The 12515-nt window shown below is 69.2% G+C and carries 11 protein-coding genes; 5 read left to right on the top strand and 6 right to left on the bottom strand.

Going from position 1 to position 12515, the window contains the following annotated elements; all coding sequences use genetic code 11:
• Positions 1 to 208: 208 nt before the first annotated feature.
• The gene (locus ACWGI8_RS02715; RefSeq protein ID WP_453657991.1) at positions 209 to 736 is read right to left on the bottom strand and encodes a winged helix-turn-helix transcriptional regulator; all 528 of its coding nucleotides are present in this window, start codon (positions 734 to 736) and stop codon (positions 209 to 211) included.
• 152 nt (positions 737 to 888) lie between these two features.
• Here ACWGI8_RS02715 and ACWGI8_RS02710 point away from each other — a divergent pair, with 152 nt between their 5' ends.
• Positions 889 to 2397 carry an MFS transporter gene (locus ACWGI8_RS02710; RefSeq protein WP_453657989.1) on the top strand — a complete coding sequence of 503 codons (1509 nt, stop codon included), beginning with the start codon at positions 889 to 891 and terminating at the stop codon, positions 2395 to 2397.
• On the opposite strand, the gene ACWGI8_RS02705 is transcribed toward ACWGI8_RS02710, so the two are convergent.
• Both ACWGI8_RS02705 and ACWGI8_RS02700 read right to left on the bottom strand, forming a co-directional pair.
• Positions 2394 to 2957, bottom strand: coding sequence for a hypothetical protein (locus ACWGI8_RS02705; protein WP_453657987.1), 564 nt, complete (start codon positions 2955 to 2957; stop codon positions 2394 to 2396). The genes ACWGI8_RS02710 and ACWGI8_RS02705 overlap by 4 nt on opposite strands.
• Positions 2958 to 3123: 166 nt before the next feature.
• Entirely contained in the window at positions 3124 to 3990 is an 867-nt protein-coding gene (locus ACWGI8_RS02700; protein ID WP_453658022.1) for a class E sortase, read from the bottom strand.
• Between the two features lie 87 nt (positions 3991 to 4077).
• Between ACWGI8_RS02700 and ACWGI8_RS02695 the strand changes: the two genes are divergently transcribed.
• From ACWGI8_RS02695 to ACWGI8_RS02680, 4 genes are all read left to right on the top strand, one after another.
• Positions 4078 to 5082 carry an SEC-C metal-binding domain-containing protein gene (locus ACWGI8_RS02695; RefSeq protein ID WP_453657985.1) on the top strand — a complete coding sequence of 335 codons (1005 nt, stop codon included), beginning with the start codon at positions 4078 to 4080 and terminating at the stop codon, positions 5080 to 5082.
• A 197-nt stretch (positions 5083 to 5279) separates the two neighbouring features.
• Entirely contained in the window at positions 5280 to 5681 is a 402-nt protein-coding gene (locus ACWGI8_RS02690) for a very short patch repair endonuclease (protein WP_453657983.1), read from the top strand.
• The gene (locus ACWGI8_RS02685) at positions 5678 to 6685 is read left to right on the top strand and encodes a DNA cytosine methyltransferase (RefSeq protein ID WP_453657981.1); all 1008 of its coding nucleotides are present in this window, start codon (positions 5678 to 5680) and stop codon (positions 6683 to 6685) included. The genes ACWGI8_RS02690 and ACWGI8_RS02685 overlap by 4 nt, the downstream gene beginning before the upstream one ends.
• A complete protein-coding gene (locus ACWGI8_RS02680) occupies positions 6682 to 8262 on the top strand; it encodes a DNA cytosine methyltransferase (protein WP_453657979.1) in 1581 nt (526 codons plus the stop codon). The genes ACWGI8_RS02685 and ACWGI8_RS02680 overlap by 4 nt, the downstream gene beginning before the upstream one ends.
• Here ACWGI8_RS02680 and ACWGI8_RS02675 read toward each other — a convergent pair.
• Genes ACWGI8_RS02675 through ACWGI8_RS02665 form a run of 3 tightly spaced genes read right to left on the bottom strand, consistent with a single transcriptional unit; the run spans position 8237 to position 12258 of the window.
• The gene (locus ACWGI8_RS02675; RefSeq protein ID WP_453657977.1) at positions 8237 to 9115 is read right to left on the bottom strand and encodes a DUF6339 family protein; all 879 of its coding nucleotides are present in this window, start codon (positions 9113 to 9115) and stop codon (positions 8237 to 8239) included. The two genes, ACWGI8_RS02680 and ACWGI8_RS02675, sit on opposite strands and share 26 nt — an antisense overlap.
• The gene (locus ACWGI8_RS02670; protein WP_453657975.1) at positions 9112 to 10107 is read right to left on the bottom strand and encodes a hypothetical protein; all 996 of its coding nucleotides are present in this window, start codon (positions 10105 to 10107) and stop codon (positions 9112 to 9114) included. The genes ACWGI8_RS02675 and ACWGI8_RS02670 overlap by 4 nt, the downstream gene beginning before the upstream one ends.
• Positions 10108 to 10110: 3 nt before the next feature.
• A complete protein-coding gene (locus tag ACWGI8_RS02665) occupies positions 10111 to 12258 on the bottom strand; it encodes a helix-turn-helix transcriptional regulator (RefSeq protein ID WP_453657973.1) in 2148 nt (715 codons plus the stop codon).
• Positions 12259 to 12515 lie beyond the last annotated feature (257 nt).

Below are 12515 nucleotides of genomic sequence, written 5' to 3'. Positions count from 1 at the left end.
CGAGCGCCTCCTCTCTCTTCCCTCTACGCCTTCTTCGCACAGAGCTCCCTGCTCTGCGCTCACTGCTCACTGCTCACTGCTCTGTGCTCTGTGCTCTTCCTCGCCCTTCCTCGTACGGAGCGATCCCGTACGGGCGATACGAACCTTCATTCGTTATACACGAGCAAAATCCGCTCCGGGTTCCCTGTGGATAACCCGCACAGTGCGCTCACACGCGCTCCGCTTCGAGCGGCTCCAGGAGTCGGCGCGGCTTGAGCAGCGCACGGCTGACCGGGTCCGCGGGGTCCTGATCGAGGCCGGGCCCCGGGCGCATCTCGATATCGGCGGGCGGTACCCCGACCCCACAGGCAGGGCATTCGCCGTAGGCACCCAGTTCCGTACCGCACGCCGCATGGCGAAAGATCCGCATCTGCCGAGCGCCCGGAAGGCCCTGACCCCACGCCCCGAGCGATCGGACGGTCGGCCACAGCGCCAGCCCGTGCTCGGTGAGGACGTACTCGTCGCGCGGCGGGGACTCCTGGTAGCGGCGCTTCTCCAGCACCCCGGCCCGGGTGAGTGCCTGCAGCCGCCCGGCCAGCACGGCGCGCGGGGCGCCGAGGTGGATGAGGAAGTCGTTGTAACGGCGCACGCCGAAGAATGCGTCGCGCACAACGAGGAGTGTCCACCGTTCACCGATGACCTCGAGCGCGCGGGCGATGGAGCACTGCTGTGCCGCGTAGTCCTTACCCAGAGCCATGACCCCAGCGTAACCGCTGAAGGTTCATTGACCGAACCAAGCATGTTACGGTCGGAACAGGCGCCAGGTTCATTCACCGAACCTTGCCCGGCCGGATCCGGGCCAGGCCCTGCCCAGCCGCACGACTCGACTCGACTCGACTTGGGGAGCACATGGCACACCCGGCACGGCCCACACACACCGCGCGGCCTCGGTCCACCGGGCAGCGGCCCGCAGAGCAGCAGTCCAACGAGCAGCGGTCCGCAGAGCCCCAGTCTGCAGCGCCGTACGCGACCGGGGAAGCCCACCCGACCACCGGCTACCGGCCCAGCCCCCACCCCGGTCCCCGCCCCGGTGCGACGCTCGCCGTCACCAGCGTCGCGACGGCCGTCGCGCTCATGAACTACACCGCGCCGATGCTCACGCTCCCCAACATGACGGCGGCATTCGGAACCCCACCCTCCGCGCAGGCATGGCTGCTCAACGGCACCCCGCTCGGCCTCGCCGCCCTCCTCCTCGTCGCAGGCAGCCTCGCGGACGACTACGGCCGGCGCCGCGTGTTCGTCGCCGGCACGCTCGCGCTCGGTCTCACGACCGGGCTCGGCGCGTTCGCCGGCTCGACCCTGACCTTCACCCTCGCCCGTATCGCCCAGGGCGCCGCGAGCGCGGCGATCCTCGCCAGCAGCCTCGGCCTGCTCGTCCACGCCTTCCCGGCCGGTTCCGCGCGGATCAGGGCGACCGGCGTGTGGGGAGCGTTCGTCAGCGCGGGGATCGCACTCGGGCCACTGCTGGCCGGCGCCCTCGGCACGCTCGACTGGCGGCTCGTGTACGACGTCCTCGCGGTCGTCGCTCTCGCGACCGGCGCCGCGGCCTTCCGCATCCTGGCCGAATCCCGCGCACCACGCGGCGGCCGCCCCGATCTGCCCGGCGCGCTGTCCCTCGGCTTGTCGCTGACCGCGCTGCTCACGGCCTTGACCCTGGGCCGCGACGGCTGGCTGCGCGCGCCGGTCGGGCTGCTGACGGCCGCGTCCGTGGCCCTGCTCGCGTTGTTCGTGCTGGTCGAGCGCAGGACCACGACCCCTATGATCGACCTCGGGCTGTTCCGGCGCCCGCTCTTCCTTGCCGCTTCGTCGGGCGGGCTGTTCACGGGCCTCGCCGTGATCGGCCTGTTCAGCTACCTCCCGACGCTGCTCCAGCGGGCTGCGGGGATGTCCCCGCTCGGCACCGCATGGTTGTTCCTGCTCTGGTCGGGTACGGCCTTCCTGGTCGCCCTCCAGACGAAGCGACTGGCGGGCCGTGTCGCCGCCCGGCACCAACTGGCCCTGGGCTTTGCCCTGTCGGCGGCGGGGGTGCTCGCGATGCTCGGCGCGGTGTCCGGAACGGGCAGCTGGGTACGTCTGCTGCCCGGCCTGGTCGTGGCCGGAGTGGGCAGCGGCCTGCTCAACGCCGCGCTCCCCCACCTCGCCGTCGAATCCGTACCACCGGAACGCGCGGCGATGGGCTCGGGCGCCAACAACACGGCCCGCTACATCGGTTCGGCCGCGGGCGTGGCCCTGATGATCGCGGTCTCCGCGGCCGGTACGAACGCGGCGCTGATCGTCTCGGCCGGGCTGTCGCTGCTGGGCACGGCTGCGGTGCTGGCGTTCCGGCCCGGACGCGCAGTTCCAACTGCCCCCCGCTAGTGGCCGTCGACGATCTGCATGCCCGGCGCGAAGTGCGCAACGGCGGCACCGAGCCGGCCCTTGTCGAGGCGCCAACCGTTCACGGCTCTGGACGCCAGGAGCAGGTCGACCGGTACGGGCGCGAGCGCCCCGCCCACGGCGCGAGCGAGCCGCCCCTGCCCGGGGCCCGGCAGCGGGGGCGCGCCCTCAGGGCGAGCCACGCCGATCCACGGGATGGTCGCATGCTGCACGTGCTGCTGCCAGAGGACCACGGCCGTGATGTCCTCCCAGGGCACATGGACGGTGGTGGCCCGGTAGCGGAGGGGGCTTCCGCCGAGGAGTACGCCCGACTCGTCGACGCGGAACGCCACTTTCCGGGTCAGCGCCCCCGCGGCCATGAGCAACCCTCCGCCGCCGAACAGGACCACGACCGCGATCCGCTGTCCCCAGGAGAAGCCGACCCCCGGTATCAGCAGGCACGCACAGAACAGGGCGGAACCACCCAGGACCGCGACGGTCCGACGGTCGAACCCGTACCGCGCCTCGTATACGGGCGCTTTGCTGCTGGTGCTGCTACTCATGCCTGGATCATGACAACTACCCGCCCCTGCGGGTAGGCATGAACAAGTGACGGATCACCGGCATGAGCTGAGATGTGCCGACCGGCACGCCGACCGACGACGGGACGGTCCACCGGTGACCGCCTATAGCGGCCTCATCGGGGCCCCACCGAGCCGCATCGGGGCCTCATCGAGGCTTCATCGAGGCGAGCTTCCCCCACACCACCAACCGGTACTTGGACGTGTACTCGGGCGTGCAGGTCGTCAACGTCACGTAATAGCCGGGCTCGTTGTACCCGTACCCCGGTTTCACCACACTCCGCGGCACGGCCGCGATCACCCCGCCGTCGCGCGCGGATGTCTGAGGCAGCCCCTTGTCCACCACATAGGTGAAAACCCCTGCCCGCGTCTCGACCACGACCCTGTCCCCGTTCCGCAGCCGGTTGATGTACCGGAACGGCTCGCCGTGCGTATTGCGGTGCCCGGCGACCGCGAAGTTGCCGGGCTGCCCGGGCTGCGCGGTCTGTGGATAGTGCCCCACGTACCCCTTGTCGAGAACACCCCGTTTCGCGATGCCCTGCGCGACGGGGGCGACGACCCCGAGCCGGGGGATGCGGAGGACGGCGTAGGCCTGGTCCCAGCGGGGCGTGCTCTGCCGGGCCGCCTGGCCACCTGCCCCGCCACCAGCCCCCTCCCCCGTCCCCGACGCGCTCCCCTCGGCATCCGGCGCCGGGTCCGCATCAGCGCCGTCGGCGCCGGTCTCAGGGGCCTCCGGGGCGGCCTCCCCCCACTCCCGCTCCAGGGCCTGGACCTGACGGCCGGCACCCTCCTTGGCCTGCCGATTGGTCCACCAGAGCTGATGAACGACGAGCAGCAGCACCACCACACCCAAGGTCACCGTGAACTCGGCTCCGACCCACAGCCCGCGGGCGAGCGTGACCCGGCCGCGCACCGTGCCGCGCACCCGGCCGCCCCGGGTCCGCCGCCCCTGTACGACCACAGGAATCCGCTCGGAACTCCGCTCAGATCTTCGCCCGGCTCTCCGCCCGGGCATCCGCTCCCGCACGGCCCGCACGATAAGGGCAGCCCCTCCAAGTAACCAGGCCCCTGAGGAGCCCCGTACAGCAGTACGGTGTGCTGCATGCGCCCCGACACGCCTGCCGACCACACCGCCGAAGCCGAGCGTCTGCTGCGCACAGCGGAGCAGTATCCGGAGGACCGAGAACCACTTCTGCTGCAGGCCGCGGCCCATCTGGAGCTGGCCGGCGACCGCGACCACGCGACCGGCCTGTACGACCGTCTCCTCTCCGACGCCCCGGAGAACCCGCACCTGATCAAGGCGCTCCAGGCGGCGAACCTGTGGGAGTACGGCCACGACGCGGAGGCTCGCGCGATCATCGAGGGCATCCGCGCGGCCGCCCCGGACGACGCGGCCGCGTGGGAGATCGTCGCCGAGACCCTCGAGGCCCACGACGAGCTCGACGCGGCCCACTCCACGTTCACCACGGCGGTGACCCTGCTCGTCGACCCGGACGACGAGATCCCGTACCCGTCCCAGTCCCTCCTCACCGGCCGCCACCGCGTCCGCCGCCTGCTGGCCCTGCCCCACGACGCCTGGGACTCCCTGGCGGACCGCCTCCACACCGCGGCCGTCCCCCTCGACGAGCTCCACGACCCCAAGCGCCTCTGGGCCCTCGGCTCCTCGGACCCCACCGAACTCCGCGCCGAAATCGCCCGCCTCCGCACCGAACTCGGCACCTACCGCGCGGCCCTCTCCCGCCCCTTCCCGGTCGCGGTCCTCCACTGGCCGGCCCCGGAACTCACCGAACTCCTGACCGCGTACCCCTCACTGGCTGCGGAGTACCCCACCCACGAGACCCACCTCACGGCCATCGAGTCCGCCCTCCGCGACCTCTCCTCCACGGGCACGGGCAACCTGGGCATCGTCACCGGCACGGTCCCGTCGTACGAGGCCTTCGCAGCCTCCGAGTCCGCGTCCCCGTCCGACCCGAACCTGCTGCCGCAGTACGCGACGACCCTGGCGGCCCGGGGGAAGGCTGTGGCTTGGCCGCCGGCGAAGGGGGCGGGGTGCTGGTGCGGGTCGGGGGTGGCGTACAGGGAGTGTCACGGGACCCCGGGGGCCTGAAGGCCTGCCCCGAGATCCGGTGTGATTGGGCTCGCTCCCGTGATGGAATCGATACCGCAGTCACTGTCCGGAGTCCAACGGCTCGATCGACTCGGGCCGGGTGGACATGGCGGTCAATCGAACGGACCGAGCCACGATCGTGAGGCACAGCCGCTTTGAGCACGATGAAGCCGTCGTCGCCTGCCGTCTCTGCACGCATGAGCAGACAACTCAGCAAGGACACGGCCGTCGAACTGGCGGTCCGTCGCCTGCTGCACGCGGCCGGGCTGCGCTACCGCGTGGAGTACCCGGTGCCGGGCATGGCCCGACGCCGGATCGACGTGGCCTTCACCTCGGTCAAGGTGGCCGTACTGATCGACGGGTGCTTCTGGCACGGCTGCCCCGAACACGCGACGCAACCGAAGTCGAACGCGGAGTGGTGGCGGCAGAAGCTGGACCGGAACATGGCGCGGGACCTGGAGACCACGGACCACCTCGTGACTGCCGGGTGGGAGGTCCTGCGTTTCTGGGAGCATGAAGCGCCAGAGGATGTGGCCCTGCGTATCGCGGCGGCGGTGACGCGTCGGAGGACACAACGGGGACGGGGATCAAATCGATGAGCGGGCTGACGTTCGTCGATGTGTGCTCGGGAGCGGGTGGCCTGGCTCTGGGACTGGAACAGGCAGGCTTCAGCCCCAGACTCCTGCTGGACATCGAGCGGCACGCCTGCGACACACTCAAGGCCAACCGGCCGCACTGGAACGTGTTGGAGGCGGATCTTCTCGACTTCGACCCTGTGGACCATCCGGAGGCGTACGACGTCGATCTGCTGGCGGCCGGCCTCCCCCGCGTGAAGTCGAGCGCAACGGTCACACGCCAATCGTCGGACACCGAGATCCGCCTCATCGAGGCGACTGCCTATCTGGTCCACGCCGTCCAGCCACGTGCGCTGATCGTCGAGAACGTGCCGACGCTGGTCGAGGAGGACTCCTTCTCACCGATACGGGATTTCCTCCACAAGGAGTTGGAGCACCTCGGTTACGAGCTGATCTGGTTCGTCCTGAACGCCTCCGCCTTTGGAGTCCCCCAAGACCGCAAGCAGGGCATCCTCGTGGCCGTCAAGCACCGGTGGTCGAGCGCTTTCCGGCCGCCTCGCCCCACCGTCCACGAGTACGTGTCGGTCGGCGAGGCGCTTGGGCCCTCCATGCGTTCCCGCGGCTGGCCGGACGCCGACCGCTGGGCGGCCCAGGCCACGAGTGTGGCGCCGACATTGGTCGGCGGGTCCAAGGTTCACGGTGGCCCGGACTTCGGACCGAGCGGTACCAAGGCCAGGTGGCGGCGGATGGGCGTCTATACGAAGTCGTTCGGGAACGAGCCGCCCGGTCCCGACTTCCGATGGGATCCGTCCCTGGGCGACGACGGACTGGTACGGATCACCGTAGATCAGACGGCCATCCTCCAGGGCTTCCCCGAGGACTGGCACTTCGCCGGCGGCAAGACAGCCCGCTACCGCCAGGTGGGCAACGCGGTGCCACCGGCAGTGGGCGAGGCGCTCGGTAGGGCGGTGGTCAATGCGTTACGGGACCCGGCCCCCTCGATCGCCGGCTACACTTCCAGCCCATGAGCCACATCCACAGGGAAGACTTCTCACCTGCAGATTTCCGAATTTTGGACCTATTTGCGGGCCCTGGTGGGCTGGATGTGGCAGCACATGTCCTGGGGTATGAGGTCACCGGGATCGAATGGGACGCAGGCGCATGCGCCACCCGCAGCGCTGCAGGGATGGACACTTTCCGTGGCGATGTCCGGCACTACCGCGCAGCGTTCTTCCCTCGTGCTCAGGTGCTGACCGGTGGGCCGCCCTGCCAGACCTTCACCGTCGCCGGGCACGGAGCCGGCCGCAGGGCGCTGGACCAGGTGGTGCGATACATCGAACGCTTGCATGCGGCTGTGCTGCCCGAGAACAACCACGACTGGCAGCAGATCTTCCGGACCTGGCGAAAGATCTCCGAGGAGCTCAGGCTGAAGGAGGTCGAGGCCAAGGAGGTCAGGGCCGAGAAGCGGAAGGTCGAGGAGTTCAGGGCCATCAAGCGCAAGGCCATGAAGGACCGACTTGCGCACCTGGGGAACTCGACGGACGCGGTCAAGAAGGTCCTGAAACAACTCAGGGCACCGCAAGGCCTCGACTTCCCCGATAACGAATTCATGGGTCTGCTCAAGGAGTTCAGCGAGCTGAACGACGAGTTGAACAAGCTCAAGGACAAGCTCGAAGAATTGGGCGACGAGCGGACTGGATTGGTCCTGCAACCGCTGTGGTGGGTGATCGAGCGGTGCAAACGGCCCGGCTCGGAACCCTACGAGGCCGTCGTCCTCGAGCAGGTGCCTGCGGTGATGCCGGTGTGGAAGGAGTACGCCAAGGTACTCGCCTCCCTCGGATATCGGACCGGCAGACAGCTCATGCACACTGAGGAGTTTGGTGTCCCGCAGACCCGACGACGAGCGGTCCTGATGGCCCGTCTCGATCGGACCGCCCACCCGAACGGGCTCCGCACCGACCTGCTCACCCTCGTGCCCGAGACCCACGAGCGGTACCAGCCAGGGGGCCCGTCCGCACGGCCGTCGAAGGTGGGCCATGCAGAGACCCTCCCTTTGGGAGATCGGAAAGACGCCTGCATCTCCATGGAGAAGGCCCTCCAGTCGGCACGCAAGATCAAGGAGGACCTGCCCGAACGGCCAGCTTTCACCGTGGTCTCGAACTACGGGACCGGTGGAGACCCGGAGGCACGTGGCCGACGCGACCACGACGCCCCTTCGGCCACGATCACCGGGAAGGTGTCGCGCAACCGCCTGGTCCTCAAGGGCACCGACGAAGACCTTGCCGAGTTCGACCGCTTTACCCCTGCCGAAGCAGGCGTGCTGCAGACGTTCCCTGTCGACTACCCCTGGCGGGGCAACGACGTGTCGCAGCAGATCGGCAATGCCGTGCCGCCCAGGCTGGCCCTGCACGTACTGCGACACGTGCTCGAACCCGAACTGAGCCGTGCCGAGACCGAGGCCCGGATGGAGCGGGCCGTCGAGGATCTCTTGGCCTGGAAACGGCCCGCCGTACCGGTGGAGATCCGCCGGCACCGCGATCTGAAGGGGCACCCGCTCACGGGCAGATGCCCTCTCCCGCTCACACCTGAAGCGTCCGGCCCCTGACCGGGGCCGTCTCGAAGAGCTCCGTGAAGTAGTCGGTGAGCGCCGCCACCGACTGCTCCGGGACCGGCTCTTCGTCGGGTCCCTTCGGCAGGTGGTGTCGCGGCACCGGGGGCGCGGACTCGGCCTCCGCGATCCAGCGGCGGAGCGCATCGGGGTCACGCGACTCGTCCGGGCCGAGGGCGTCGTAGACCAGGGTGGCGCCGGCGGTGTTGATGGCCGCCATGAGGCCGTTGAGCTCACGGCCGGTGCCGGCGATCCCTCGTTCCAGGACGCGGACGAGGGCCTGGGCGGTGGGGCGATGGTCGACCAGGTCCATGCGCAGCGCGTTGTGGATGAGGTCCTGGTTGGCGCAGGCCGCCACCACCGGTGCGTAGTCGTCACCGTTGCGGAACATCTCCGCCGCCCACCACAGGCGCGAGAAGCACTGACGGTCGGGAGCACCCTTGAAGCGGGCCGGGTTGATGCGGGACTCGTTCCGACCCTGTGCGGCACCGGGGGCGTGTCGCCACGCCACGTAGTCCGGCGCGACGGCGAGCGCGAGATGGTTCCAGATCCTCTTGTCCGCGGCTTCCCGCCTGGTGAGACGGAGAGCCGCGTGCAACCGGGGTGCCAACCAGCCGTCTGCATCTGTCCGGTTGTCCCTGAACTGGTGCAGCGCGTCGTCCACAAGATCTCTGAGGGGCTCGACCACCCACCGGGCATCGTCCTCCGGTAGAGGTTCGACAACCTTGGCCAGGTCTACCCCTCCGTGCCCCTGGACTCCCTTGAGAAGGTCCTCAGTGAGGAAGGGATCGGCAGCCGTCGCGGAGAGCAGGCCGAGCCGCTCGGGAATGTGATGCGGCTTCTCGATCACACGCTGTCCTCTCGGTTCATCTGTTGCAAGGCGCGCAGGACGTTGGCCAGCGCCCTGCTCGCACCGGCGCGGCGCACGGCGGCGTAATGGACGCGGGTCTGGAGCTCCACCCATCCCGAATCGCCCGTCCGACGGCGGTGCACCCGACGGAGCGCCTCCTCGACGCGAAGGCCTGGCACGACGTCGGGGAGCATCTCCCGCAGCACTTCCCCTCGCCAGTCGGTGGGGAACACGGGCGAGCCGTCGGGTTCGACCTCCAAGTCGCCCACGGCGCTGTGGAACACCGCCGTCCACACATCTGTGGCCATCTGGGAGACCAACAGCTCGTGGACCTTGTTCTCGATCCCCCCGCTCTCGCCACCGAGGAGATCGGCGATTCCCTCGACGTCAGTGTTGATCACCACCAGGGGCAGCCGGCCCGAGGCATCGACGGCCCAGGGCGCATCGGCGTAGGGCCGCAGCCATTCCCGCGCACTCTTGGAGAAACTCGCTTGTTTCACGTCGAGGCGCAGGCCTCCGAGTGGCTCCTCGGCCGTCACGTCGATGGTCCAGTCGGCGTCGGACTCGGTGATCGACCGGCCCGGTACGCCGTCGACCGTGGCAACCGCGTGGACCGCGAGGCCGACGCGCCCCACATGGTCGTCGCGGAGCACCTCGATCTCGCCGGACCACTCTTTGCTCCCCGGCGCGTCCTGCCGAAGATCGACGGTGGTGCGCACGTTCGTATCACCGTCGGTCAGGACCGCCAGGACTCGCACACCGCTCCAGGGGGCGTCGGGATCGGTGGCACCGGGCGGCAGGGTGGCGGACAGACCGATCCTGGCCGAGATCCACTCCTCCTGCTGCGCCACACCCAGGGCCACGGTCCGCTGGGGGGTGGAGTACGCCGAGGTGTCCAGGTGATCGCGAGTGCCTCCTGGCAGCTTCAGGGACGCCGAGGTCACTCTCAAGGTGATCGGGCGGTTGAGTCGCTTGTACGGATAGAACTTCATGCCTCACTCCCCTGTACCGGCACGGAGTTCGAGTACGAGTCGCGTGAGTTCGGTGCGGACTGGATGGCTCGTGGCGTCGGTGGAACCTCGGAAGACTGCTCGGCGCGCTCGTGGCGTGAAGCGGAGCATTCCGTCGTCGACCTCACAGCCCTCCACGGCGACGAGTTCCGCCCAGTCGAGCCTGGGGCGGCTGCCCGACCGGACGTCCAAGAGGACGACCGGGGTCATGGCGGGCAGTTCGTCGACGCGTGGCAGCTTCACCTCGGCGGTGATCCGCCATTCCCCCCCGGCGCCGATCTCGGCGTCCAGCCCGTCCAGTTCCGGCCGGCCCGGCCCGGAGGCACGCTTCGGCGCGGCGCCCTTGCGGGGGACGGTGAGCTTCTTGCGCAGCTTGGCACTCTCCTGTGCGCCGGCGCTTCTCGGCCGTACCACCAGACCCTTCACAGCGGCGTTGACCTCGGTGATCAACCTGGAGATGCGGTGGTGCGCGGTATGCGACCAGCGGAGGGTCAGCTCCTCGGTCTGCCCCCAGCGGTCGTGTTCGGGCGGTTCGGCGGCACGTAGGAACTCCTCGGCCTCCTCCGCGAAGGTCGCGGAGTCCCCGGCTGCGCGCCCCACCAGAAGGACCGCCTGGAACGGATTGACGCCCAACGGCAAGCCGGAGACGCCGGACTTCCTGATGGTCATCCGGTTGCCGCGCAGCGAGTGGACCTGATTGGGCACGCCGTCGTCATCCTCCGCCGCCGTGACCAGGAGCACGCCGGGGTGGATGCCCAGCGTGCCGCGGCCTCCTCCGGACAGAGGCAGCCGCAACGGAACGTTGCGGAGCGCCACCTGTCCGGCCTGGGTGAGCCGGTCCACGGTCGTCCCCTCGTAGAAGGCGCGCAGCGCCCGGGTTCGCGAGGGTTGCTTGTCGGACGGGTCGACCTTCTCCTCCTCGATGACGACCTCGCCGTTGCGCAGCGTGCGCACCGAGGTCTCCAACAGCGGAAGCCTGCTGCCGCCTCCGGTCATGGCAGCCCAGAAGTCCCGACCCAGGGCCTCGACAAGGCGACGGTGCATGGCACAGATGTCGCGGGTGCCGTCGTCGTCGCTTCCGTTCTCGTCCTCGTCGGCTGCAGGGTCCGGTCCGCTCTGATCGAGGCTCGCCACGTCGTGAGCACCGACGATGAGGAAGGAAGTGCCCGGCTCGTCACTGTCGCGGGTGAGGTGAAGGCGTTCGACCGTCTCCTCGTCCGCCCACCAGGAACGGACCACCTCCGCGCCGGTCGTCTCCGGGTCAGGCCGACCGAGCCAGGCCGGCCCTGCATACGGGCTGCCGTCGACGAAACGCCACGGCAGCTCCAGTCGTCCGATGACACGGCGTACGGTGCGACCCTCATGAGGGTCGGAGAGCGTGGAGTTGATCAGCACCATGCCGAGCGCGCTGGTCGCCCAGAGCGTCGCCTTGCCGAGCCCGTAGGAACCGCCCGCTCCTCGGCCCGACTTGAGACTCTCCAACTGTCGGCGGACGACGGCCGCGAACTTGCCGTCGTCGTAGTCGTCACCTGTAAGCCCTGAGGCGTTGTAATCGTCGATCCGCAGGAGGATCAGGCGGCCCTTCTCGAACATGTCCCGCACGCCGGCGTCCACGACACGTCCGACCTTTTGATCTGCGGCGGACTCGGAAACCGCCTGGTAGTGGGGCTGGAGATCGTCCCAGAGGACGGCGGCGCGGAACGCCTCCAACGCCTCACCGGTGAGTTCATGGATGGTGTACCGCACTCGAACCGGGCGGCCGTTCTTCACAATGCGCTCGTCGAGGCTGTTCTGGCAGGTCTCACGCGCGAGCACCTGGACGTCGGCATCGAAGGCAAAAGCCGCAGCGTTGCCCCCATCGCGCCCGCCGTCCTGATAGCCGGGCCGGTGGTACCAGGTGACCGGGAGGCCTGCCTGCGTATCGGTGGTGCGGGTGTGCACCGTGCCGAGGTCCGTACCGAGAGCCTTGGCGATCTCCCCCATGACGGTCGGACGCGGGACCGAACGCTTGGTGATCCACGCCGAGACCGCGGCCCGGGTCAGCCCCAGCTCCTCCGCCAGCTCCGCCTGCGTCTTGTTCGCGATCCTGAGCTGACGAGCCAGCCAGGGCCCGAAGTCCTCACCGGCCTCCATGTGGCCACCCACTCCCCGCTGTTATGTCGTTGTGCTTCCGTCATGGACAGGCTAATTTGACACCGCGACACGCGTCAACTGATGTTTGACATCACCGCGATCGACCCGGCGATGACCACTAATCCAGTTCACACTATTTGCCCGATTCGAGCACTTGGCCCAGATCGCCGCCCGGGTGGGCGAAGCCGCGAAGGGTCGATCGGCGAATCCCGGATGCGAACGCACCGCCGCAAAGCGGAGACGTCAACTCCGGTGAG

The sequence above is a fragment of the Streptomyces sp. NPDC054841 genome, from assembly GCF_053611045.1.
The sequence above is the reverse complement of the archived record's forward strand: the minus strand, read 5'-3'. Positions and strand labels throughout refer to the sequence as shown.